Origin of the sequence: Motilibacter rhizosphaerae (genome assembly GCF_004216915.1) — a bacterium.
GTDB lineage: Bacteria > Actinomycetota > Actinomycetes > Motilibacterales > Motilibacteraceae > Motilibacter > Motilibacter rhizosphaerae.
Genome location: NZ_SGXD01000001.1, coordinates 1 through 22,235, shown reverse-complemented (window position 1 = coordinate 22,235; position 22,235 = coordinate 1). Strand labels below are relative to the sequence as shown.

Below are 22,235 nucleotides of genomic sequence, written 5' to 3'. Positions count from 1 at the left end.
AACGACCTGTGTCCATCGCCCTGCGGCGACCTGCACATCTCCTGACAGACAGGTGAACACCGCCGCGCCTCCCCCACCCGGAGGAGGTCAGCAGCCTCCGGGCGCGTGCTCCTCGACGGCCACCGGGCGCCCCTCGTGCAGGTGCAGGGCGACGACCCCGCCGACGGGCGGGACGGCCTGCGGCGGCCGCACCGGCGACGCGGCGCAGAGGGCCTCCAGCAGCCGGGGCAGCACCTGCTGGTGCGAGCACGCGACCGTTCGCCGGTCGCCCACGAGCGCCGCGGGCAGCAGCTCCGCGCCCGGGCCGGCGCTCCACCCCTCCTCGCTCAGCAGCGGGTCCACCTCGACGACGAGCCCCGCGTCCTCGGCCAGGGGAGCGACGGTCTCCAGGGCGCGTACGGCGTCGGAGGAGACGACCCGCGTCGGCGCGTACGCGTCGAGCAGCTCCACCAGCGCCGCGGCCTGCGCGCGGCCCGCCGGCGTGAGCGGCCGCATCGCGTCGTCGCCGTCCCAGGCGTCCCGCGGCACGGCCTCGGCGTGCCGGACGAGCAGCAGCGCCGTGGTCTCCCCGGGCAGCGCGGCGAGGTCGTCGAGCAGCGCCGCGTCGCGCTGCCAGCTCAGTCGGTCGCGGGCGGCGGCCAGCGGCAGCCAGGCGACCTCGTCGACCTCGGAGTTGGGCCGGAACCGGCCGTCGAGCTGCGTCGCCAGCCAGTAGCGCACGACCTTCGGTCGCCCCGAGACCGTGTAGCCCTGCTCGGGCAGCGGCCGCTCGAGGCGGACCGCGAGCCCGGTCTCCTCCGCGGTCTCGCGCAGCGCGGTGGTGAGCGCGTGCTCGCCCGGCTCCGCCTTGCCCTTGGGGAAGGACCAGTCGTCGTACTTCGGGCGGTGGACGAGCAGGACCTCGGGCCCCTCGTCGCCGGTGCGCCGCACGACGGTCCCCGCCGCCAGCACCGGGCCCTCGCCCGTGGAGCTCATCAGCGCAGCCAGTCGCGGTGCCGCCGGTGCGACACCTCCGGCCACAGCTCGAGGAACCGCACGCGCGCGACCAGCACGGCGTTGCGCTGGTCGGCGAAGAGCAGCCCGAGCGTGAAGCCCTGCCGGCCGCTGACGTGCTCGCCGGCCGCGATGCCGTGCAGCGTCTCGGCGGCGATCGCGGCGTCCTGGTGGTCGCCGAGCAGCTCGGTCACGCGGGTGACCTGCTTGGCGAGCCGCTTCGCGGGCTTGCCGAGCGCCGGGGCGATCGCCTCGGCGGTGTAGCGGACGAGCTTCGCGGCCTTGCGCGTCTCGTGCCACTCGTCGTCCTCGCCGTCGAGCCGCAGCTGCTTCGCGTCGCGGGCGAGCCGCTTCCAGGCCGCCTCCATGAGCGGGGGCAGCGCGGAGCGGCACGGCTCCTCGGCGAGCGGGGTCAGGCGGGGAGCGCGGACGGCCTCGACGAGCGCGTCGAGCAGCGCGGCGTAGCGGTCGGAGCGCAGCGCCTCGAGCGCCTCGGCCCGGGCGGCGTCGTGCGCGCCGCCGATCTCCTGGCTGAGCAGCGTGCGGGTGCCGAGCGCATCGGCCTCGGGGGGCAGCTCGTGCAGCGCGCCCTCCAGCCGCTCGAGGAGGACCTCGCGGTCGCGCACGCCGCCGAGCTCGCCCGCGACCCACTGCAGCTCGTCGCGCAGCCCGTCGGCCCACTCCCGCTCGACCAGCGGGCGGAAGGCGCGCAGCCCGCTGCGCATGCGCCGGGCGGCGACGCGCATCTGGTGCACGGCGTCGTCCTCGCCGCGGCGCACCCCCAGGTCGGCGCGGCGCAGCGCGCGCACGTGGGTGGCGAGGTACGCCGTGACCAGCGTCCCCGCCGGGTCGTCCTGGTCCACCGGCGCCGGCTCGGGCAGGTCGCCGGGGGCCGTGGCGCGCGGGCCGAGGGCGCGCACGGCCTTGGACACGAACTCCCCCGGGAGCGCCCCGGCCTCCTGCAGGGCCGCGACCACCGCGTCGAGCTCGCCCGGACCGGCCTGCGCCTCCTCCAGCTCGAGCTCGCGGAAGCGGACGAGCACGCGGTCGCCGTCGAGCACCGAGACGGTGTCGTCGGTGAGCTCGGCGAGCTCGCGGCCGTCCTCGGTGAGCAGCGCGAACGGCAGCCGCTCGGTCTGCAGCACCGCGACCGGCTCGAGCGCCGCGCTGCGGAGGTAGGGGAACACCAGGTCGCTGAGCTCGCGCGGCACGGCACCGGCCTCGCCCGCCTCGAGCGGGAGGCGGACCTCGTCGCGCGCGGTGCCGCCGGCCGGGAGCTTGAGGTGCCAGCCCGCGTCCTCGCCGCCCTCGCGGCGGCGCAGGGTGATGCCCTCCCGGGCGAGGCGCAGGTCGGCGGTGTCGTGGTAGACCGCGACCAGCTCGCGGGCCTCGCGCGGCTCGACGCGGGCGACCGCGCCCGGCCCCGCGAGGTCGGGCAGCCGGAACAGCCCGTGGACGCGGAACTTGGTCTCGACCTCGCGGTGCACGGTCGGGGTCGCTCCGGTCGGGGTCGCGTCGGGGGCCGGCGCCCCGCCGCTCGCGTCGTGCCCGCTGCCGCCCTGCTCAGCCTCGCCCACGGTCCTGCCGTCCTTCCTCGCGCGTGCTGGGGTACGCCCCCGCCCCTACCCCGTCGGCCGCGCCGTGATCACGCGCACGGCCGTCCGTGCAGGACCACGTACGGCGTCAGCGGCGTGCCGTGTCAGGGGCGGGTGGCGAGCGCCCGGCGGTGCTTGAGCGCGATGAGGTGGTCCTGCAGGTCGCGCAGCGGCTGGCCGGCCTCGTCCAGGGCGTGGCGCGACCACTCGCCCTCGGCGCCGAGGTGCCAGGAGGCGGTGCCCTCGTCGAAGCCCAGGTCGAGCAGCTGCGCCAGCTCGTCGACGTGCTCGGGGGCGGTGATGCGGAGCAGCGCCTCGACGCGGCGGTCGAGGTTGCGGTGCATCATGTCGGCGCTGCCGATCCAGACCTCGCTGCCGGGCTCCCCGCGGTGGCCGAACTCGAAGATCCGCGAGTGCTCGAGGAAGCGGCCGAGGATGCTGCGGACGCGCACCCGCTCGGAGAGGCCGGGGACGCCGGGGCGGACGGCGCAGATGCCGCGCACCCAGAGGTCGACGTCGACCCCCGCCTGGCTAGCGAGGTAGAGCGCGTCGATGATCTGCTCGTCGACCATCGAGTTGACCTTGATCCGGACCCGGGCCTGCCGGCCGGCCCGCGCGGCGGCGACCTGCTGCTCGATGCGCTCGAGGATGCCGTCGCGGACGTCCTCGGGGGCGACGAGCAGCCGCTTGTAGCCGACGCCGAAGGAGAAGCCCGAGAGCGTGTTGAACAGGTTGGTGAGGTCCTCGCCGACCTCGTCGCTCGCGGTGAGCAGGCCGTAGTCCTCGTAGAGGCGCGCCGTCTTCGGGTTGTAGTTGCCGGTGCCGACGTGGGCGTAGCGGCGCAGCCGGTCGCCCTCCTGGCGCACGACGAGCGAGGCCTTGCAGTGGGTCTTGAGCCCGACCAGGCCGTAGACGACGTGGCACCCGGCCTGCTCGAGCTTGCGCGCCCACTTGATGTTGGCCTGCTCGTCGAAGCGGGCCTTGATCTCCACGAGGACGAGGACCTGCTTGCCCGCCTCGGCGGCGTCGATGAGCGCGTCGACGATGGGGGAGTCGCCGCTCGTGCGGTAGAGCGTCTGCTTGATGGCGAGCACGCCGCGGTCCGCCGCCGCCTGCTCGATGAAGGCCTGGACGCTCGTCGCGAACGAGTCGTACGGGTGCTGCACGAGGATGTCGCCACGGCGCAGCGTCGCGAAGATGCTCGCCTCGCGCGCCTCCACGTCGACGAGGTCGCGGTGGGTGCCCGGGACGAACGGCGCGAACTTCAGCTCGGGCCGGTCGATGTCGGCGATCGCGTGCAGCCCGGTGAGGTCGAGCGGGAACGGCAGTGCGAAGACGTCGTCGTCCTCGACGCCGAGCTCGCCCTTGAGCAGGTCGAGCAGGTGCGGGTCGATGGACTCCTCGACCTCGAGCCGGACGGGCGGCCCGAAGCGGCGGCGGATGAGCTCGCGCTCGAGCGCCTTGAGCAGGTTCTCGGCCTCGTCCTCGTCGACCTCGAGGTCCTCGTTGCGCGTGACGCGGAAGGTGTGGTGCTGGAGCACCTGCATGCCCGGGAAGAGCAGGTGCAGGTGCGCGGCGATGACGTCCTCGAGCGGGACGAAGCGCGACTCGCCGGCCTTGGTGAACCGGGGCAGCAGCGGAGGGACCTTGATGCGGGCGAAGTGCTCCTGCCCGGTCGTGGGGTTGCGCACGATGACGGCGAGGTTGAGGCTCAGCCCGCTGATGTAGGGGAACGGGTGCGCCGGGTCGACGGCCAGCGGCGTCAGCACCGGGAAGATGCGCTCGCGGAAGAGCACGTGGAGCTTGTCCTGCTCCTCGCGGGTCAGCTCGTCCCAGCGGCGGATCGCGACGCCCGCCTCCTCGAGCGCCGGCTTGACCGAGTCCCCGAACACGTCGGCGTGCCGACGGACCAGCTCACCGGTCTTCTCCGAGATCGCGCGGAGCACCTCGCGCGGCTGCAGGCCGCTCGCCGCGCGCACCGCGAGGCCCGTCGCGATGCGCCGCTTGAGGCCCGCGACGCGGACCATGAAGAACTCGTCGAGGTTGCTCGCGAAGATCGCGAGGAAGCGCGCACGCTCGAGCAGCGGGACGGTCTCGTCCTCGGCCAGCTCGAGCACGCGCTGGTTGAAGCGCAGCCACGACAGCTCGCGGTCGAGGAAGCGGTCCTCGGGCAGCTCGGGCTGCCCGGACGACCCGTCGGGTGCGGCCTGCGCGGTCGCAGCGGCGTCGTCCAGCACCACGGGCGTGTCGGTCATGGCGCCATGCTCCCACCTCGCGCTCCCCGAACGTCGGGGTGCTGGTGCGCGTCCTGGCCCCCGCTGAGCCCCACGACATCGAGGGCTGTTTCGAGATGCACAACCCGCGAACCACCACAAAGGTGAGGTCGAGCACAGATCACCCACCTCATCGATCGGAGCCCCGCGCCATGGCTGCAGGCTCGTCCACCGCTTCCACCTCCGCTCCCGCGAGCGCGGCTGCGACCAGCTCGACGCTGGGGGTCGCCGTCGTCGGCCTCGGCGGCGCCGTCGCGACCACCGCCGTCGCGGGGGTCGAGCTGCTCCGCCTCGGTGCCGCGACGACCGACGGGCTCCCGTTCTCCGGCGTCGACGTGCCCGGGCTGCACGCGTACACCGACCTCGTCTTCGGCGGCTGGGACCTCAGCGCCGACGACCTCGGCAAGGCCGCCGACGTCCACGCCGTGCTCGAGCCCGCGCAGCTGCGCGCCGTGCAGAGCACCCTCGCCGAGCAGACGCCCTGGCCGGCGGTGGGCTCCGTGGAGTTCTGCCGCAACGTGAGCGGCGCCAACGTCATCGCCCCGGCCCGCGCCGAGGGCGAGAGCGAGCTGCGCGCCCAGGCCCGCCACCTCGTCGCCGACCTGGAGCGGTTCAGGTCCTCGGGCGGTCCGGGTGGTACGCCGCTCGGCGGGCTCGTCGTCGTGAACCTCGCCTCCACCGAGCGCACGCCGGACCTCGCCGCGCCCGCGCTGCAGACGGCCGAGGCGTTCGAGGCCGGCCTCGACGCGGACGACCCGGAGATCTCGCCCGCGATGCTCTACGCGTACGCCGCGGTGCGCTCCGGCTGCGGCTACGTGAACTTCACCCCCAGCCTCGCCGGGGACGTGCCCGCCATCGTCCAGCTCGCCGAGCAGGCCGGCGTGCCCCTCGCGGGCAAGGACGGCAAGACCGGCCAGACGATGATGAAGACGGTGCTGGCACCGGCCTTCCGCTCGCGCGCACTGCGCGTCGAGGGGTGGTACAGCACCAACATCCTCGGCAACCGCGACGGCCAGGCGCTCGAGGACCCCGCGAGCCTGCAGAGCAAGCTCGGCACGAAGAAGTCCGTGCTGGACAGCATCCTCGGCTACCCCGTCGAGGACCATCTCGTGCGCATCGACTACTACCGCCCGCGCGGTGACGAGAAGGAGGCCTGGGACAACATCGACCTGGTCGGCTTCCTCGGCCGCCGGATGCAGATCAAGGTCGACTTCCTCTGCCGCGACAGCGTCCTCGCCGCGCCGCTGGTCATCGAGCTCGCCAGGCTGACCGCGCTCGCCCAGCACCGCGGCCAGGGCGGGGTCGTCGAGGAGCTCGGCTACTTCTTCAAGTCGCCGGTCACCCGCCAGCGCGGCGCCGTGCCCGAGCACGCCCTGCACGTCCAGGAGCGCGTCCTCCTCGAGTGGCTCGAGCCCCGCGCGACGGCGGCGTGAGCCTCGTCCTCGCCGACTGGGCGCAGGCCCTGCGGGACCTCGGCGACCTCAAGCGGGTCCGCCACGCCGCGATCGAGGGTTCCGTCGCGGACGACGCGTTCCTCCGCTCGTGGGCACGCCTGGTCGAGGGCGAGCCGGTCGCCGACGTCGCCGAGTCCGAGGTGGCCGCCGCGCTCGCGGCGGCCCGCCTCGGCGGCATCGACGTCCCGGTGCTCGTCCGCGGCGGCCTCGCGCCGCAGGAGGCCTTCGCGGTGGTGGGCGCTGCCGCTGCCGACGTGTCCGCGGGTCTCCCCGGTGCCTGGGCCCCGGTCCCCGGCCCGCTCCCGGCCGAGGGAGCGCCGCCGGCCTTCGCCCGTGCCCTCGTCCGACAGCCGCGGGCGGGCGCGACCTACCCCGGGCGGCCGCGCGTGCTCGTCGAGCCCCCGGAGTCGCACGGGGACCACTGCTTCACCACCGGCGTCTACGCCGCCCTGCTCGCTCCGCTGGTCGGGGCGCCGCCCGCCGACGCGTACCTCCTCGGGCTGGCGCACCACCTGCACAACGCGGTGCTCCCGGACTCGGGCTACTCCGGCGAGGTCTTCCTGGGCGACGCGCTGGACCACGTGCTGGCGACGCTGACCGGCGCGGCGCTGCAGGAGCTGCCCGAGCCGCTGCGCGGGCAGGTCGCCGCCCTGCTGCCCGCGCGCGACGACGCCGAGACGCCGCTCGGGAGGGCGTTCCACGCCGCCGACGTGCTCGACCGCGTCCTGCAGGTGCACCACCACGCGCGCGCCGCGGCCTTCACGGCCGACCAGGCGCTGGTCGACCTCGATATCGTCCATCCCGGGCCGGTGCAGGACTACCAGCTCGACGTGCTGGCGGGCGCCGGCCTGCTGCCCCAGCGGGTACGCGCGTGACCGCCACCGGCGAGCGGGCGCCGCTCGTCCTCGACGGCATCCCGTACGCGCGGGGGAGCCGCGCCGACCTGGCGGCGGAGGCGCTGGCAGCGGCGGACGACGCCGAGGCGCTCGCCGTGCTGCTCCGCGACTGCGACGACTGGTGGGACGAGCGCCCGCCGGACCTCGCCGAGGCCCGGTCGGCCCTGGCGGCGCCGACGATGCGCGAGGCGATGTCCGCGCTGCGGCTCGGGCGCGTGGGTGACTACTTCGCGCACCGCTGGTCCGACCCGGTCTTCCTCGCGGGGCTCGCGCTGCTGCGCAGGGTGTGGCCGGAGCGCGGGCAGCCGGTGCGCGAGATCGCCTGCGGCACCGGCGTCCTCCTGCGGCAGCTCGCGCTGCACGGGGTCACCGACCTCGCTGGCGGCGACGTCGTGATGGCGAAGCTGTGGCTGGCACGGCAGTTCGTGCTGCCCGCCGAGTCCTCCGTCGAGCTCGCCTGCTTCGACGCGGTCGCCGACCCCTGGCCGTGGTCGGAGTCCGACGGCGGCGTCCTCGTCTGCCACGACGCGTTCTACTTCCTGCCCGACCCGGCGGGCACCGCGCGGCGGCTCGCGCGCGCGGCGGGTCGTCTCGTCGTCGGGGGTGTGCCGAACCGATTGGTGCAGCGCGGAGGCGGCGGTCACCACTTCTCGCCCACCGAGCTCCTCGACCTCTTCCCCGGGGCGGAGGCGTACGACGACGACGAGCTCGTCGCGGAGGCTGTCTGGGGCCAGCCGGCTCGCCCGCGCAGCGCCCGGGAGCTCGAGCAGGCCTCGTCGGTGAGCCTCGTGCTGCGCCCGCGCGACGACATCGACGCCGTCCCCGACCCTGCGGCCCCGCTGCCGTGGCGGGAGCTCCGCGTCAACCCGCTCTACGGTGCGGACGGCCGGCAGAGCTGGCCCTCCGAGCGCTACGCGCGCGACTACGCCGCGCGCTCCGACTACCTCCCGCGGGTGCTGCCCGACGAGGAAGACCTGCTGCTGCGGCGAGAGTCCTGGGCTCGGCGCCGGGTGCTGCTCGACCTGCCGGACCGTTGGTGAGCCGCCTGCGCTGGGCGGTCGTCGGCGCGGGCTGGGTCGCCCGCGACCACATGGTCCCCGCGCTGCGGGCCAGCGAGCGCAGCGAGGTCACGCTCGTCGTCGACCGCGACCTGGCGGCAGCCGGGCGGCTCGCGGCGATGCTCCCCGGCGCCGCGGCGGCGGGGGACGTGTCCGCCCTGGCCGGAGCCGGGCTCGACGCCGTCTACGTCGCCACGCCCAACGATGCGCACCTGCCCGTCGTCGCTGCCGCCGCGGCGGCGGGGCTCCCCGTGCTGTGCGAGAAGCCCTTGGCAGCGGAGCTGTCCGACGCCGAGCGCATGGTCGAGCTGGTGGAGGCCGCGGGCGTGCTCGCGGCCACGGCGTACGACCAGCGGTGGCACCCGGCGCACCGCGAGGTCACCCGGCTCGTCGCTGACGGCGCGCTCGGCACGGTGACCGCGGTCCGCATCGTCTACGGCTGCTGGCTGCCGCCGGAGTGGCTGCCGCCGGGGGACACCTCGGGGGACAACTGGCGTGCCGATCCGGTACGCGCCGGTGGCGGCGCCTACCTCGACCTCGCTCCGCACGGGCTCGACCTCGTGGGTGCGCTGCTCGGCGAGGACGTGTCGACAGCGCGCACGTTCCTGCAGCGGCGGGTGCACGACTACTCCGTGGACGACGGTGCGGTGCTCGTGGGCTCGACGGCGTCCGGCGTGCTCGTCTCGCTCCACGTCTCCTACAACACCCGCGACGTCCTGCCCCGGCGCCGGCTGGAGGTCGTGGGGACGGCCGGGCAGCTGACGGCGGTCGACACGATGGGCCAGACCGCGGGTGGCGCGCTCACCTTCGCCGACGGCGGCGACGGGGAGCAGCGCGAGATCGCGTTCGACGTCACGCTCGACCCGTTCACCGCACAAGCAGCGGCCTTCGAGGATGCGCTGCTGGGCAGTGCTTCCTGGCCCTTCCCGATCTCCCGCGACCTCGCGCTGCTGCGGCTGCTGCACGACGCCGTCGACGTGCCGAGCACGAGCTCCGTCCCGTCCGCCCGCCCGGAGGTCCACGCATGACCCTGCCCACCCGCGCGTCGGCGGCCCACCGCGCCTGGTCCTGCACGAACTGCGGCCACTGGCAGCGGTGGTTCGCGGCCGCCCCGCCGCCCACGTGCCCGGTCTGCGCGGACGTGCGCAACGCCCTGCCGGACCACGGGTTCTCGTTCGTGACGCCGGACGACCTGGGCGAGGTCCGTACGCTGTGGCGCGAGGCGGTGCCCGGCGTCCTGGACTACTGGACCGAGCCCGTCCTCGGGCTCGGCAGCCACGGCTGGGTCATCTCGACCCCCGACGGGCAGGTCGGCTTCGAGTGCGCCCCCTGGTACTCCGCGGACGCCCTCGCGGACCTGCGGTCGCGCGGGGGGCTGGCCGTCCTCGCCTCGAGCCACGTCCACGGCTACGGCGCCCTGTGGCAGCTGCAGGACGAGCTCGACCCGCGGGTCGTCAGCGTCGGCGTCGAGGACCTGGTGTGGACCAAGGCGTTCCGCGTCACCTGGCCGGCCGACGAGCGGCTGGACCTCGCGCCCGGCCTGACCCTGCACCGCACAGGAGGCCACTTCGCCGGCCACAGCGTCCTCCACGACAGCGGCCGCGGCCTGCTCTTCTGCGGGGACTCGCTCAAGGTCGACCTCGACGAGCGCGGCACTCCGGTCGCGCTCAGCGCGCACAAGGCGTTCCACGCGCAGATCCCGCTGTCCCACGGCGAGCTGCGCACCTACCGCGACGTCATCGGCGCGCTCGACTTCGAGACCGTGTTCACGCCCTTCGAGCACGCCGTCGGCATCACCACGGAGGTGGTGCTCGCCCTCGTCGACCGGCTCCTGTCGGCGCCGCCGGACTCCTCGCCGGTGCCCCTGGAGGACCTGCGGGTGCGGACGGTCGTGCTCGCATGAGCCTGCGCTTCGCGTACAACACCAACGGCCTGGCGCACCACCGGCTCGACGACGCGCTGGAGCTGCTGGCGGACAACGGGTACGACGGGGTCGCCCTCACCGTCGACCACCACCACCTCGACCCGCTCGCGCCCGACGCGCTCGACGCGGCGGAGCGGCTGCGGGACCGGCTCGACGAGCTCGGGCTCGACGTCATGCTCGAGACCGGCGCGCGCTTCCTGCTCGACCCGCGCGACAAGCACGAGCCGACGTTCGTCACCGCGAGCGCGGACGGGCGGCGCCGCCGTGCCGGGTTCCTCGAGCGGGTCGTCGACCTCGCGGTGGTGCTGCGGGCCGAGACCGTCTCCTTCTGGGCGGGGGTGCCGAAGCCCGACGTCCACCTCGACGAGGCCTGGGGCTGGCTCGTCAGCGGCGTGCAGCAGGTCGCGGAGCACGCGGCGCAGGCGGGCGTACCCCTCTCGTTCGAGCCCGAGCCCGGCATGCTCGTCGAGGACGCGGCGGGCTGGGAGCGGCTGCGCGCGGAGCTCTCCGGCGTACCCCCGCTGCGGCTGGCGCTCGACAGCGGGCACTGCCTCGTCGCCGGGGACCTGCTCCCCGACGAGGCTGTGCGCCGCTACGCGGCCGACCTCGGCACCGTCGCCGTCGAGGACATGCGCAAGGGCGTGCACGAGCACCTCGTCTGGGGCGAGGGCGACATGGACGTCCCCGCCGTGCTGCACGCGCTCCAGGACGTCGGCTACGACCGGCTGGTCACGGTCGAGCTGTCCCGCGACAGCCACCGCGCCCACCAGCTCGTGCCGCAGACCATCCGCTACCTCCGGGAGTCCGCCGCATGACCGTCCTCACGACCGGCTCGGACTTCTACGTCCGCCAGCTCCCACCCGGCGAGGTGGTGGAGTTCGCCACCACCCCGCTCGACGTCACCGGCGTGCCGGCCTGGTCGGCGGCCTGGCGCGGCCCGGACGGCTGGCACACCGGGCTCGGGTACGGCGTGGACGAGGAGGCCGCGCGCCTCAGCGCCTGGGGCGAGGCTGCGGAGAGCGCCCTGCTCACCCTCGCCCTGCAGGAGGCGACCCCCGTACGCGCCTCCTACCGCGCGCTGCTCCGCGACCGCGGGGACCGCGGCGTGGTCGACCCGATGAGCCTGTGCCTGGAGGCGGGGTCGGCGTACTCCGACGACCGGGTCCTCGACTGGGTGCCGATGGCGCGGTGGGAGACCGGCGAGGAGGTCCTCGTCCCCGTCGACGTCGCCGCGCCCTCGGGCGGAGCGCTCCCCGCGGCAGCCTGCGACGTCCCCGGGGGCCGGCTGCTCACGCTCATCACCAACGGCGACGGCGCGGGCGACAGCCCGGAGCGCGCGGTCGCCCACGCCCTCGGCGAGCTGCTGCAGCGCGACGGCAACGGGCTGCGCTTCCGCGCCCTCGACGCCGGCGTGGTGGTCGACCTCGGGCCGGGCGACGCGGACGTGCAGGACCCCGCGACCCGCGAGCTGCTCCACCGCCTGCGCGGGCTCGGCATCGCGGTGACGCCGAAGCTCGCCTCCACCGAGGACGGCGTCAGCAACCTCTACGTCGTCGGCGACGACCCCACACCCCCGCAACCGGTCATGGCCACCGCCGCCGGGGAGGCCGCCTCCCTCGACCGGGAGTCCGCGCTGCGCAAGGCGGTCCTCGAGTTCGCCGCGGCCCGCGCGCGCAAGGCCTTCATGCACGGCCCGCTCGCTGACGTAGCGCGCATCGCTCCCGAGGGCTACCTCGACCGCTTCCGTCCCGACCTGGCAGCACAGGAACCCCGTGCGCTGCGGGAGATGCTCCGGTGGCTGGCGCTGCCGACGGACGAGCTGCGCGAGGTGGTCGCACCCGCGGTCCGCACCCGGCGGGAGACGGTCCGCTTCGCCGACCTGCCGACCGACGACGCCCTGGCCGGGCCGCGGGAGACGCTGCAGGCGCTGCTGGAGCTGCTGCGCGGCAAGGGGCTCGACGTCCTCGTGCTGCTCGCGCGGCAGGGCGACGCGTACGCCGCCAAGGTCGTCGTGCCCGGGCTGGAGGTCGAGACGATGAGCTACGGCCGCATCGGGGAGCGCAACGTACGCCGCCTGCTCGACGCCGGGGACGGCACGACCGGCCTGCACGGGATCGCCGGGCTGGGTGCCCCTCCTGCGGGCGCAGTGCCGGTGCTGCTGCGCGACGACGCCGTCGAGCGGCTCGGCGGCCGCCCGTGGTTCGACCGCGCGGCGGTCGACGCCGTGGTCGGGCCGCTCTACCCGCTCTACCGCGAGCCGGGCCGGCACGCGGTCCAGGCGCTGCTGGAGGAGGGTCGATGAGGATCTGCTTCCTGTCGCGGCGCTACTGGCCCGCGGTGTCGGGGATGAGCGTCTACGCCGAGAACCTCCTGCGCGAGCTGGTGCGTCGCGGGCACGAGGTCGTGCTGATGAGCCAGTACCGCGGCGACCCTGCGGGTTCGGCCGTCTACGGAGGAGGTCCTCCGCCGGCGGACCGCGTACCCGACGGGGTCGAGGTGGTCGCGCTCGAGTCGGTGGGCGAGCAGGTCGTCCCCGCGGACTTCGAGGGCGACGTCGACCGCATGGTCGCGGCGGTGCGCGAGCTCCACGCCCGCAAGCCCTTCGACCTGCTGCACGCGCAGTACGCCTGGCCCAACGGCTTCGCCGCCCTGCGCGCCTCGGCCGAGCTGGGCGTGCCGAACCTCGTGAGCATCCAGGGCGGCGACGGGCACTGGGTCGGCTCCTGCTGCCGCACCCACGAGCGCGGGATGCGCGCCGTGCTCGACGGTGCTGGCGCGCTGCTCATCGGGTCTGCGTCCTTCGCGGATGAGGTACGCGGCCGCTTCGGCACGCCCCAGGAGCGCTTCACGCTGGTCGGCGGAGCGACGGACACGACGGCGTTCACGCCCGTCCGCCAGCCCGGCGAGCTGCAGGACCCGCCGGTGCTGCTGTTCCACGGGAGGATCGACCGCCGCAAGGGGATCCTCGACCTGCTCGATGCCGTACGCGCCCTGCACGACGACGGGCGCGAGCTGCGCGTCGTCGTCTCCGGCATCGGGCCCGACGTGGGCGCCTCGCAGGAGCGGACGCGGGAGCTCGGGCTCGAGGACCTGGTGCGGCACACGGGCTGCGTCGAGCACGAGGCCGCGCCGGCGGTCTACGCCGGCGCCGACGTCTTCGTCTCGCCGACGGAGTCGGAGGGCTTCTCCAACACCATCCTCGAGGCCATGGCGAGCGGGCTCCCGGTCGTCTCGACGGCGACCGTCGGGGTCGAGGACTGCGTGCGCGACGGGGAGAACGGCCTGCTGGTGCCCGTCCACGACGTCCCCGCGCTGACCGATGCCCTCGCCCGCGTGCTCGACGACAGCGCCCTGCGGGAGGCGCTCGCGAAGACCGCGCTGGACGAGGTCCGCACCCTGTGGTCCTGGCCCGCGCTGGTCGACCGCATCGAGGACGCGTACGCCGCCGTCCTCGCCCGCCCCGTCGACACGAGCTGGGCGGACGAGTGGCGCGACGAGCCGGTCGACCTCGACTGCCGCTTCCGCGCGGCCCCGCACCTGCTGTGACGACCGGGGTCGTGCTGGCGGTCTCGCCGCACCTCGACGACGCGGCGTTCTCCTTCGGCGCCAGCCTCTCCTCGCTCGCCCGGACTGACCGCCGGGTCGTCGTGGCGACGGTGTTCACCGCGAGCGTCCCGAGTCCCACCGGCTTCGCCCTCGCTTGCCAGCTCGACAAGGGGCTGGGGCCGGAAGTCGACTACATGGCCCTGCGACGCGCTGAAGACGCTGCTGCTCAGCGCATCCTCGGGGCCGAGCCGCGCCACCTCGGCCTCCGCGAGGCGCCCCACCGCGGGTACGAGTCGGCGCCGGCACTGTTCGGACCCGTGGCCGACGCGGACCGCGAGACGCCGGGCGAGATCGCGACAGCGCTCGAGGGGGCGACCGGCGACCTCGAGATCACGGCCGTGCTCGCGCCCCAGGCGCTCGGCGACCACGTCGACCACCGGCTCGTCCGCGAGGCGGTGGAGGAGTGGGCCGGTATCAGGCAGTTCCCGCTCGGCCTCTGGCGGGACACGCCGTACGTCATGCGGGACGGCATCCCCGGACGGCCGGGAGAGCGCGGCCTCGTGCTGGACGAGGAGTCCCTGCAGGCCAAGGAGGATGCCTGCACCTGCTACGCGTCCCAGCTCGGCTTCCAGTTCGGCGGCGAACCCGGGATGCGAGCAGCGGTGCGGACCCTCGCCCTCGACGAGGGCCGCCGGCTCGGGCTGCCCGCCACGGAGGCGTTCGCTCAGCCGGTCGCGACCGTCGAGAACATCGTGTCGCTGGCCCAGACGGTGAAGCCCAGCCCCGTGTAGACCCGCAGCGCAGGGGTGTTGTCGGCGTCGGCGTACAGCATCGCGGTCGGGACGCCGCGGGCGGCCACGTGCTGCAGCACGGCCGTCGTGAGCGTGCGGCCGAGACCCAGCCCGCGGGCCGCCGCGCTCACCCCGAGGACGTAGAGCTCGCCCAGCGCGGGGTGGCCCTCGCCGTGCACCTTGGCCCAGCCGTAGCCCAGCAGCTCCCCGGCGCGCTCGGCGAGGAAGAAGCCGCTGGGGTCGAACCAGGGCTCGGCCATGCGCTGGTGCAGGTCGGCCAGGGTGATGCGGCCCTGCTCGGGGTGCGTGGCGAAGACCTCGGCGTTGAGCGCGACCCAGGCCTCGTCATCGCGCCCGGGCACGAACGTGCGTAGCAGCAGCCCTTCCGGCACCACCACCTCGGGCAGCGGCGGTACGAGCGGGCGGCGCAGCTGCAGCAGCTCGCGGGAGCGGGTGAGCCCCGCGGACGCGGCGAGCGCGGCCGCACCGGGGCGGGAACCGTGCGCCCACAGCCGCAGCCGTCCAGCACTGAGCTCGAGCAGCCGGTGCAGCAGGGCGGCGCCGACCCCCTGCCGCCGCGCGTCGGGGGCGACGACCAGCTCCGCGGCGGGCCCGGCGACGGGGTCGGTCGGGTCGAGGTGCGCGTAGCCGACGAGCACCCCGGCCGGCGTACGGGCCAGCAGGTGCCGCTCGCGCGGGTCGCCACCGTGCCGCAGGTGCAGCTCCACGTGCTCGCCGAGCGGGGCCACGCGGTCGGCCCTCGAGGCGGCAGCGGCGAGGGCGAGGACCTCGGCGACCTCGGCCGCGGTCAGGGCGGGAGCGACGGTCAGCTCGGCAGCAGGGGAGACCACCGCGACAACCTAGCCGCCGCCCCCTTCCCGCCAGGCGCGTGCACGGCTACGGTGCCCGGCATGACACGCCGCGCGAGGTACCTCCCCCTTCGTCCCCTGGCGGTCGCGGCCGGCGCCGCGCTCTGCCTCGGCGGTGCGCTCGCCGCGCCCGCTTCCGCCGTCTCCATCAAGACCCAGCCGCTGCAGCACGTGCAGCTGCTCGCCATCAACGACCTGCACGGCAACCTCCAGCCGCCGAGCGGGGGCATCACGACCGGGACCGACGCGAACGGCAAGCCGGTCGTCACGCCCGCGGGCGGCTTCGCCTACCTCTCCACCCACCTGCAGCAGCTGCGCGCGGGCCACAAGGACACGTTGACCGTCGCGTCGGGCGACGACATCGGTGCCTCCCCGCTGCTGTCCGCCGCCTTCCACGACGAGCCCACGATCGAGGCCATGAACGCGGCCGGCGTCGCGGTGTCCGCGGTCGGCAACCACGAGTTCGACGAGGGCGTCAACGAGCTGCTGCGCATCCAGAAGGGCGGCTGCATCCGCGACGGCGCGGGCGCGGACAACCAGAACAGCTGCCCCGACTGGGACAACGGCGGCAAGAAGTTCCGCGGCGCGCAGTTCGACTACCTCGCCGCGAACGTCGTCTACACGAAGACCGGCCAGCCGATCCTCGCGGCCACGGCGGTCAAGCGCTTCTCGCAGCACCTGCGCGTCGGCTTCATCGGCGTCGTCACCAAGACGACGCCCTCGATCGTGACGGCGTCCGGCGTGCAGGGCCTCGACTTCCTCGACGAGGCGCAGGTCATCAACACGTACGCCGCCAAGCTGCAGGCGCAGGGCGTCCAGGCCATCGTGGCGCTCATCCACGAGGGCGGGGCGCAGACCGGCCCGTACAACGGCTGCCAGGGGCTCTCGGAGCCGATCGTGTCGATCAACGCGGCTGTCAGCCCGGCCGTCGACCTGCTGCTCACGGGGCACAGCCACGCGGCCTACAACTGCCGGCTGACCGACCCGGCCGGCAACCCGCGGCTCGTCACGCAGGCGGCGAACTACGGCAAGCTCATCACCGACGTCGACCTCGTCATCGACCGCAAGACCGGTGACGTCGACCGGCAGGCGACGACCGCCAACAACGTCATCGTCACCCGGGACGTCGCGCCCGACCCGAAGATCACCTCGATCATCGACAAGTACACGACCTACCTCGGGCCGCTGGCGGGCCGCGTGCTCGGCACCATCGGCTCGGACCTCACCCGTACCCAGGGCGCCAACGGGGAGAGTCAGCTCGGCGACATCCTCGCCGACGCCGCACGCGAGGACGCCTCGGTGGCCGGCAGGGGTCCGGTGCAGATCGGCTTCATCAACCCCGGCGGCATCCGCGACGACCTGCTGCTCGGCGACGGCCAGGTGACCTACGGCGAGGCGTTCAGCGTGCAGCCGTTCAGCAACTACGTCGTGTCCAAGACGCTCACGGGCGACCAGGTCAAGACCGTGCTCGAGCAGCAGTTCGACAACCCGCTCGGGGGCCAGACGAGGTTCCTCGGCGTCTCCGGGCTGACCTACTCGTGGAGCGCCTCGGCGCCGGCCGGTGCGCACGTCTCCGACATCCGCGTGGGCGGCGTGCCGATCGACCCGGCCGGCACGTACCGAGTGGCGGGCAACAACTTCCTGCTCGAGGGCGGCGACAACTTCAAGGCCTTCAAGCTCGGGACGGACCCGCTGTACGGCGGGATCGACATCGACGCCTTCGCGGCGTACCTCTCGGCGCACTCGCCGGTCGCCGCGCCGGCGCTCGACCGGGTGACCCGCCTGCCCTAGCCCCGCTCCCCGTGGTCATGCACGTCCTGGCGACCAGGACGTGCATGACCACGGGAGGGGGAGGGGGCGCCCAGGGTCAGGCGAGCTCCTCCTCGAGGACCGCTGCGCCGGCCTTCTCGGGGGTGACGAACCGGTAGCCGACGTTGCGGACCGTCCCGATGAGGGCCTCGTGGTCGGGGCCGAGCTTCGCGCGCAGCCGCCGCACGTGGACGTCGACCGTGCGGGTGCCGCCGAAGTAGTCGTAGCCCCAGACCTCCTGCAGCAGCTGGGCCCGCGTGAACACGCGCCCCGGGTGCTGCGCCAGGAACTTCAGCAGCTCGAACTCCTTGTAGGTCAGGTCGAGCACGCGCCCGCGGACCTTCGCGACGTAGGTCGCCTCGTCGATCGAGAGGTCGCCGCTGCGCACCTCGCTGCCGCGCTCGGCCTCGCTCGAGCTGGCCGCGCGGCCCAGCGCGAGGCGGATCCGCGCCTCGACCTCCGCCGGGCCGGCGCTGTCGAGGATGACGTCGTCGACGCCCCACTCCGCGGTGACGGCGGTGAGCCCGCCCTCGGTCACGACGAGGAGCAGCGGCGAGGCGAGCCCGGTCGTGCGGAGCAGGCGGCACGTGGCCTTCGCGTGCGGCAGGTCGCGTCGTCCGTCGAGCATGAGCACGTCGCAGGGCGGGGCGTCGAGCAGCGCGGACGCCTCCGCGGGAGCCACGCGCACGCTGTGGAGGAGCAGCCCGAGCGCCGGCAGCACCTCGGCCGAGGGCTGCAGGGCGTTGGTGAGCATCAGGACGTTCGCCATGGAGATCCTCCGTCCGCCGACCGGCTGCCGCGCGGGTGCGGGCAGGATAGTGCGTGTGAGCAGGACGAGCGGCGAGCGTGCACCGAGCGCCTCCTCCTCCGCCGGGGGCCCCGTGGGGACCGGCCCGGACCTCCGCACCACCCTGGTCACCTGCGACGGCGTCCCCCTCGCCGCCGCGCACAGAGTGGCTGGTCCCGGTTACGAGGATGTTGCGATCGTCGTCGTGCACGGTTTCACAGGCTCGATGGAGGCTCCAGCCGTCACACGCGTGGCTGACCAGCTGCGCCGGACCGCCGGCGTCGTCACGCTCAGCCTGCGCGGCCACGGCGCGTCCGGGGGCCGCTCCACGCTGGGCGACCTCGAGGCCCACGACGTCGAGGCCGCAGTCGCCTGGGCCCGCGAGCTCGGCTACGCCAAGGTCGCCACGGTCGGGTTCAGCCTCGGCAGCGCGTGCGTCGTGCGGCACGGCGGCGTCCACGGCACCGCGGACGCCGTCGTCGCCGTCAGCGGGCCGAGCCGCTGGTACTACCAGGGCACCCGGCCGATGCGGACCCTCCACCGCGCGGTCGCCTGGCCGCTCGGGCCGCTGCTGCTCTCCCGGGCGTACGGCACCCGGGTCGACACCCGCCACTGGGACCCGCGGCGGCCGGAGACCTGGCCGCCGGACCCCACCGCGTGCGCGGCGCGGATCGCCCCGCGCCCGCTGCTCGTCGTCCACGGCGACCGCGACCGGTACTTCCCGCTCGACCACGCCGAGGCGCTGTACGCCGCGGCGGGGGACCCGCGCGAGCTCTGGGTCGAGCACGGCTACGGCCACGCCGAGGGCGCCGCGTCCCCCGAGCTGGTGGAGCGCATCGGCAGATGGGTGCGCCGGGCCCTGCGCGCGCCCGGCGCCGGGTAGGGTCCGCGACGTGGCGGAGATCACCGTGCGGTACTGGGCCGCGGCGCGCGAGGCCGCGGGCGTCCCCGAGGAGCGGGTCGACGCGTCCGGCGTCGACGCGGCGCTCGCCGAGGCCGTGGCCCGCCACGGCGACCGGCTCGAGCGCGTGCTGCGCATCGCCTCGCTGCTCGTCGACGGCCGCCGCGTCCAGCGCACCGACCCGCTCGCCCTCACCGCGGGGTCCGTGGTCGAGGTCCTCCCGCCGTTCGCGGGCGGCTGAGGTGGGGGTCGTGCGCCGCAGCTGCCTCGGGGCGCTGCTCGTCCCGCTCGTGGTCCTGCTCGTCACCGTGCTGCTGCTCGCCCTCGGCGCGGACCGCGGCTCGGTGTGGCTGCTCGACCGTGCGGTCGCCCACGAGGTCGAGGGCTACGGCGGGCACGACGTCTCCGTCAAGACCGGCGGCTTCCCGTTCCTCACCCAGGCCCTGCGCCGCCGCTTCGACCACGTCGAGGTGCGCGCCGGCAGCCTGGAGCGCGACGGGCTGACGACGCGCGACGTCCACCTCGACCTCCGCGACGTCCACCCGACCTCTCCGCGGGCCGTCGACGTGGGGCGGCTCGACGGCTCGGTCCGGGTGCCGTACTCCGAGCTCGAGACGCTGGCCAAGCTCCCCTCCGGCGCGCTGTCGTCCTCCGGCGGCGCGCTCGTCGTGCACCGCACGGTGCCCGTCGCCGGCCGGCAGACCGACGTGCAGGGGACGGTCTCCCTGCGCGCGAGCGGCACGCACGTCGTGCTCGTGCCGCGCGGGGTCCGCGTCGTCGGCGGCGCCGCCCTCCCCGCCGCGACGCTGGGCAAGGTGCGCGGCCTGCTCGGCGGCTCGTACGCCGTCCCCGGCCTCCCCGCCGGCGTGCGCCTGACGAAGGTGACGCCGGGCGCGAACGGCGTCGTCCTCACCGTCTCCGGCACGGACCTGCACCTCTCCCGCTGACGCGCCTCTCCGTCAGCCGGACGACACGCGCCCGGGGGAGCAGGACGGGGGCGCGGGGACCGGGTGCGCTCCGCTCAGCGCGGCTCCGCTCCCCCCCCTCGGCGCGTGTCCCGACCGCGCGCGAGCGGGCCGGCCGCCCTGCGAGGGGGAGCAACCCGCGGCGAGGGGGAGCGGAGTTCCTCCCCGTCGCGGCGGGTCGCTCCGCGCGGCGGGGCGACACGCGCCCGGGGGAGCAGGACGGGGTCGGGGGGGCCGCGTGCGCCCCGCTCAGCGCGGTCCTGCTCCCCTCGGCGCGCGTCCCTGACCGCGCGCGTACGGGCCGGCGAGTGGCGCTGAGACGGGCGTCTCGGATGCTGGCGTCTCGCCTGGCGGTCCGCGGACGGGCCGGCCCGTCCGCTGCCCTACCATGGCGCTGTGACCGGAGGCCTGTTCTCGCGCCGCGCAGTCGACCTGTGCCGCGTCGCCGCCTCCCTCTGTCGCCCCTGCTAGACCGCCGGCCCCCGGCCGGTCCTCACCCGCTGCCGCCCGCCTGCCAGGAGCATCCGTGCCCGAGACCGCCACCACCCCGATCCCCGTCGAGGAGCTCCTCGCCGGCAACGCGCGCTACGCCGAGGGGTTCGACCTCGGCGCGCTCGCGACGCCGCCCCGACGCGGCGTGGCGGTCGTCTCCTGCATGGACTCCCGCTACCACCCGGGCACCGTGCTCGGGCTCGCCGAGGGCGACGCGCACATCCTGCGCAACGCCGGCGGCGTGGTGACGGACGACGTCCTGCGCTCGCTCGTCGTCAGCCAGCGCAAGCTCGGCACCCGCCAGGTCGTCGTCGTCCAGCACACCCAGTGCGGGCAGCTGACCTACCAGGGCCCCGAGCTCGCCGACGAGATCGAGCGCGAGACCGGGCAGCGCCCGCCGTTCGACTTCGCCAGCTTCACCGACCTCGAGGCGAGCGTGCGCGACTCCGTCGCCAAGGTCCGCTCCTCCGCCTTCCTGCCGGGCCGCGACGCGGTCTCCGGCTTCGTCTACGACGTCACCACCGGCCGGCTCTCCCCGGTCGCCTAGCACTCCCACCCGCCACCGAAGAGAAAGAGGAGCCCCATGAGCCGCGAGACCGCTCTCGTCGACGCCGACTGGGTCGAGGCTCACCTCGACGACCCCAAGGTCGTCCTGGTCGAGGTCGACGAGGACACCAGCGCCTACGAGAAGAACCACCTCAAGGGCGCGATCCGCATCGACTGGAAGGCCGAGCTCCAGGACCCGGTCCGTCGTGACTTCATCGACAAGGCGGGCTTCGAGTCGCTGCTGTCGAGCAAGGGCATCGCCAACGACGACACCGTCATCCTCTACGGCGGCAACAACAACTGGTTCGCGGCCTACGCCTACTGGTACTTCAAGCTCTACGGCCACTCCGACGTCCGCCTGCTCGACGGCGGCCGCAAGAAGTGGGAGCTCGACAGCCGCGAGCTGTCGACCGACGCGGTGACCCGCCCGGCGACGCAGTACGCCGCCTCCGAGCCCGACACCTCGATCCGTGCGTTCCGCGACGAGGTCGTCGCCGCGATCGGCACGCAGAACCTCGTCGACGTGCGCAGCCCTGACGAGTTCACCGGCAAGATCGCCGCGCCGGCGCACCTCCCGCAGGAGCAGGCGCAGGTCAAGGGCCACATCCCCACGGCGAAGAACATCCCGTGGTCCAAGGCGGCCAACGACGACGGCACCTTCCGCTCGGACGACGAGCTCCGCGAGATCTACGGCGGCGCCGGCGTCGACCTCGAGGGCAAGGACACCATCGCGTACTGCCGCATCGGCGAGCGCTCCTCGCACACGTGGTTCGTCCTGCACGAGCTGCTCGGCCAGGCCAACGTGAAGAACTACGACGGCTCGTGGACCGAGTACGGCTCGCTCGTCGGCGTGCCCGTCGAGACCGGGACCGGTGAGTGACGCGTGTGCGGAGCTCCTGACCAGGACCTCGACCTCTCCGGCGTCGACCTCGCGAAGGAGGCCGTGATCGCGGGCATCGTGTCCCGCGGTGACGCACCGGTCGCCGGGGCGTACGTCCGGCTGCTCGACGCCACCGGCGAGTTCACCGCGGAGGTGCCGACGTCGGCGACCGGGCAGTTCCGGTTCTTCGCCGCGCCGGGCACGTGGACCCTGCGCACGCTGGTCCCGCAGGCCGCGCCCGTCGACCGCCAGGTCGTCGTCGGCGAGGTCGGCTCGGTCGCGCGGGTCGACGTCTCGGTCGGCTAGCCCTCTTCCCCGACGTCGTGGGCCCGGGGCGGGGGGGGGGGCCCCCCCCCGGGCCCCCCCCCGGGGCCCCCGGCGGGCGGGACCCGCCCCTCACACACGCGGCGCGGGGGGGAACACCCCCGGAAACACCCGCCGGCAGGGTGCGCGCCC

At 74.8% G+C, this 22,235-nt stretch carries 22 protein-coding genes; 17 read left to right on the top strand and 5 right to left on the bottom strand.

What is annotated here, in order from left to right; all coding sequences use genetic code 11:
- Nucleotides 1-87 precede the first annotated feature (87 nt).
- The 3 genes from EV189_RS00105 to EV189_RS00095 all read right to left on the bottom strand — a co-directional run bounded on the left by EV189_RS00105 (nucleotide 88) and on the right by EV189_RS00095 (nucleotide 4,963).
- Nucleotides 88-975 (bottom strand): NUDIX hydrolase, encoded by an 888-nt coding sequence (locus tag EV189_RS00105; RefSeq protein ID WP_130490940.1) that lies wholly within the window; start codon nucleotides 973-975, stop codon nucleotides 88-90.
- Complete coding sequence (locus EV189_RS00100; protein ID WP_130490939.1) at nucleotides 975-2,570, bottom strand: CYTH and CHAD domain-containing protein; 1,596 nt, start codon at nucleotides 2,568-2,570, stop codon at nucleotides 975-977. The genes EV189_RS00105 and EV189_RS00100 overlap by 1 nt, the downstream gene beginning before the upstream one ends.
- Nucleotides 2,571-2,692: 122 nt before the next feature.
- Nucleotides 2,693-4,963 (bottom strand): RNA degradosome polyphosphate kinase, encoded by a 2,271-nt coding sequence (locus EV189_RS00095; protein WP_407938100.1) that lies wholly within the window; start codon nucleotides 4,961-4,963, stop codon nucleotides 2,693-2,695.
- Nucleotides 4,964-5,013: 50 nt separating this feature from the next.
- Between EV189_RS00095 and EV189_RS00090 the strand changes: the two genes are divergently transcribed.
- Genes EV189_RS00090 through EV189_RS00050 form a run of 9 tightly spaced genes read left to right on the top strand, consistent with a single transcriptional unit; the run spans nucleotide 5,014 to nucleotide 14,530 of the window.
- Nucleotides 5,014-6,294 carry an inositol-3-phosphate synthase gene (locus tag EV189_RS00090; protein WP_130490937.1) on the top strand — a complete coding sequence of 427 codons (1,281 nt, stop codon included), beginning with the start codon at nucleotides 5,014-5,016 and terminating at the stop codon, nucleotides 6,292-6,294.
- Nucleotides 6,291-7,190, top strand: coding sequence for an HD domain-containing protein (locus EV189_RS00085; protein WP_130491869.1), 900 nt, complete (start codon nucleotides 6,291-6,293; stop codon nucleotides 7,188-7,190). Before EV189_RS00090 ends, EV189_RS00085 begins: the two co-directional genes overlap by 4 nt.
- The gene (locus EV189_RS00080; RefSeq protein WP_130490936.1) at nucleotides 7,187-8,251 is read left to right on the top strand and encodes a class I SAM-dependent methyltransferase; all 1,065 of its coding nucleotides are present in this window, start codon (nucleotides 7,187-7,189) and stop codon (nucleotides 8,249-8,251) included. Before EV189_RS00085 ends, EV189_RS00080 begins: the two co-directional genes overlap by 4 nt.
- Entirely contained in the window at nucleotides 8,245-9,297 is a 1,053-nt protein-coding gene (locus EV189_RS00075; protein WP_407938098.1) for a Gfo/Idh/MocA family protein, read from the top strand. The genes EV189_RS00080 and EV189_RS00075 overlap by 7 nt, the downstream gene beginning before the upstream one ends.
- Nucleotides 9,294-10,172: an MBL fold metallo-hydrolase gene (locus tag EV189_RS00070; protein ID WP_130490934.1), complete on the top strand. Its 879-nt coding sequence runs from the start codon at nucleotides 9,294-9,296 to the stop codon at nucleotides 10,170-10,172. Before EV189_RS00075 ends, EV189_RS00070 begins: the two co-directional genes overlap by 4 nt.
- A complete protein-coding gene (locus tag EV189_RS00065) occupies nucleotides 10,169-11,008 on the top strand; it encodes a sugar phosphate isomerase/epimerase family protein (RefSeq protein WP_130490933.1) in 840 nt (279 codons plus the stop codon). The genes EV189_RS00070 and EV189_RS00065 overlap by 4 nt, the downstream gene beginning before the upstream one ends.
- Nucleotides 11,005-12,495, top strand: coding sequence for a YcaO-like family protein (locus EV189_RS00060; protein ID WP_130490932.1), 1,491 nt, complete (start codon nucleotides 11,005-11,007; stop codon nucleotides 12,493-12,495). The genes EV189_RS00065 and EV189_RS00060 overlap by 4 nt, the downstream gene beginning before the upstream one ends.
- The gene (locus EV189_RS00055; protein WP_130490931.1) at nucleotides 12,492-13,739 is read left to right on the top strand and encodes a glycosyltransferase family 4 protein; all 1,248 of its coding nucleotides are present in this window, start codon (nucleotides 12,492-12,494) and stop codon (nucleotides 13,737-13,739) included. Before EV189_RS00060 ends, EV189_RS00055 begins: the two co-directional genes overlap by 4 nt.
- Nucleotides 13,736-14,530: a PIG-L deacetylase family protein gene (locus EV189_RS00050; protein ID WP_130490930.1), complete on the top strand. Its 795-nt coding sequence runs from the start codon at nucleotides 13,736-13,738 to the stop codon at nucleotides 14,528-14,530. Before EV189_RS00055 ends, EV189_RS00050 begins: the two co-directional genes overlap by 4 nt.
- Here EV189_RS00050 and mshD read toward each other — a convergent pair.
- Nucleotides 14,464-15,381, bottom strand: coding sequence for a mycothiol synthase (gene mshD, locus EV189_RS00045; protein ID WP_130490929.1), 918 nt, complete (start codon nucleotides 15,379-15,381; stop codon nucleotides 14,464-14,466). The two genes, EV189_RS00050 and mshD, sit on opposite strands and share 67 nt — an antisense overlap.
- 60 nt (nucleotides 15,382-15,441) lie before the next feature.
- On the opposite strand from mshD, the gene EV189_RS00040 reads away from it, so the two are divergent.
- Entirely contained in the window at nucleotides 15,442-17,190 is a 1,749-nt protein-coding gene (locus tag EV189_RS00040) for a bifunctional metallophosphatase/5'-nucleotidase (protein ID WP_130490928.1), read from the top strand.
- 76 nt (nucleotides 17,191-17,266) lie between these two features.
- Here the strand turns inward: EV189_RS00040 and EV189_RS21055 are convergent, their stop codons facing one another.
- Nucleotides 17,267-17,977, bottom strand: a complete 711-nt coding sequence (locus tag EV189_RS21055) for a winged helix-turn-helix transcriptional regulator (RefSeq protein WP_130490927.1) — start codon at nucleotides 17,975-17,977, stop codon at nucleotides 17,267-17,269.
- 268 nt (nucleotides 17,978-18,245) lie between these two features.
- Here EV189_RS21055 and EV189_RS00030 point away from each other — a divergent pair, with 268 nt between their 5' ends.
- From EV189_RS00030 to EV189_RS00005, 7 genes are all read left to right on the top strand, one after another.
- Nucleotides 18,246-18,878 carry an alpha/beta hydrolase gene (locus EV189_RS00030; protein WP_231115929.1) on the top strand — a complete coding sequence of 211 codons (633 nt, stop codon included), beginning with the start codon at nucleotides 18,246-18,248 and terminating at the stop codon, nucleotides 18,876-18,878.
- A gap of 10 nt (nucleotides 18,879-18,888) precedes the next feature.
- On the top strand, nucleotides 18,889-19,137 hold the full coding sequence (locus tag EV189_RS00025) for a MoaD/ThiS family protein (RefSeq protein ID WP_130490925.1): 249 nt from the start codon (nucleotides 18,889-18,891) through the stop codon (nucleotides 19,135-19,137).
- Between the two features lie 10 nt (nucleotides 19,138-19,147).
- Nucleotides 19,148-19,843, top strand: a complete 696-nt coding sequence (locus EV189_RS00020; RefSeq protein WP_165400043.1) for an LmeA family phospholipid-binding protein — start codon at nucleotides 19,148-19,150, stop codon at nucleotides 19,841-19,843.
- 414 nt (nucleotides 19,844-20,257) lie between these two features.
- Nucleotides 20,258-20,332, top strand: coding sequence for a putative leader peptide (locus EV189_RS21075; protein ID WP_407938099.1), 75 nt, complete (start codon nucleotides 20,258-20,260; stop codon nucleotides 20,330-20,332).
- A gap of 55 nt (nucleotides 20,333-20,387) precedes the next feature.
- Entirely contained in the window at nucleotides 20,388-20,900 is a 513-nt protein-coding gene (locus EV189_RS00015; RefSeq protein WP_231115928.1) for a beta-class carbonic anhydrase, read from the top strand.
- Between the two features lie 36 nt (nucleotides 20,901-20,936).
- A complete protein-coding gene (locus EV189_RS00010) occupies nucleotides 20,937-21,779 on the top strand; it encodes a sulfurtransferase (protein WP_130490923.1) in 843 nt (280 codons plus the stop codon).
- A gap of 3 nt (nucleotides 21,780-21,782) precedes the next feature.
- Nucleotides 21,783-22,085, top strand: a complete 303-nt coding sequence (locus tag EV189_RS00005) for a DUF1416 domain-containing protein (protein ID WP_130490922.1) — start codon at nucleotides 21,783-21,785, stop codon at nucleotides 22,083-22,085.
- Nucleotides 22,086-22,235: the final 150 nt, after the last annotated feature.

What these genes read in the sequence shown, in the direction of transcription:
- EV189_RS00105 (WP_130490940.1), bottom strand. Translation starts at nt 975, where the DNA reads ATGAGCTCCACGGGCGAGGGCCCGGTGCTGGCGGCGGGGACCGTCGTG.
- EV189_RS00090 (WP_130490937.1), top strand. Translation starts at nt 5,014, where the DNA reads ATGGCTGCAGGCTCGTCCACCGCTTCCACCTCCGCTCCCGCGAGCGCG.
- EV189_RS00070 (WP_130490934.1), top strand. Translation starts at nt 9,294, where the DNA reads ATGACCCTGCCCACCCGCGCGTCGGCGGCCCACCGCGCCTGGTCCTGC.
- EV189_RS00065 (WP_130490933.1), top strand. Translation starts at nt 10,169, where the DNA reads ATGAGCCTGCGCTTCGCGTACAACACCAACGGCCTGGCGCACCACCGG.
- EV189_RS00060 (WP_130490932.1), top strand. Translation starts at nt 11,005, where the DNA reads ATGACCGTCCTCACGACCGGCTCGGACTTCTACGTCCGCCAGCTCCCA.
- EV189_RS00055 (WP_130490931.1), top strand. Translation starts at nt 12,492, where the DNA reads ATGAGGATCTGCTTCCTGTCGCGGCGCTACTGGCCCGCGGTGTCGGGG.
- EV189_RS00040 (WP_130490928.1), top strand. Translation starts at nt 15,442, where the DNA reads ATGACACGCCGCGCGAGGTACCTCCCCCTTCGTCCCCTGGCGGTCGCG.
- EV189_RS21055 (WP_130490927.1), bottom strand. Translation starts at nt 17,977, where the DNA reads ATGGCGAACGTCCTGATGCTCACCAACGCCCTGCAGCCCTCGGCCGAG.
- EV189_RS00010 (WP_130490923.1), top strand. Translation starts at nt 20,937, where the DNA reads ATGAGCCGCGAGACCGCTCTCGTCGACGCCGACTGGGTCGAGGCTCAC.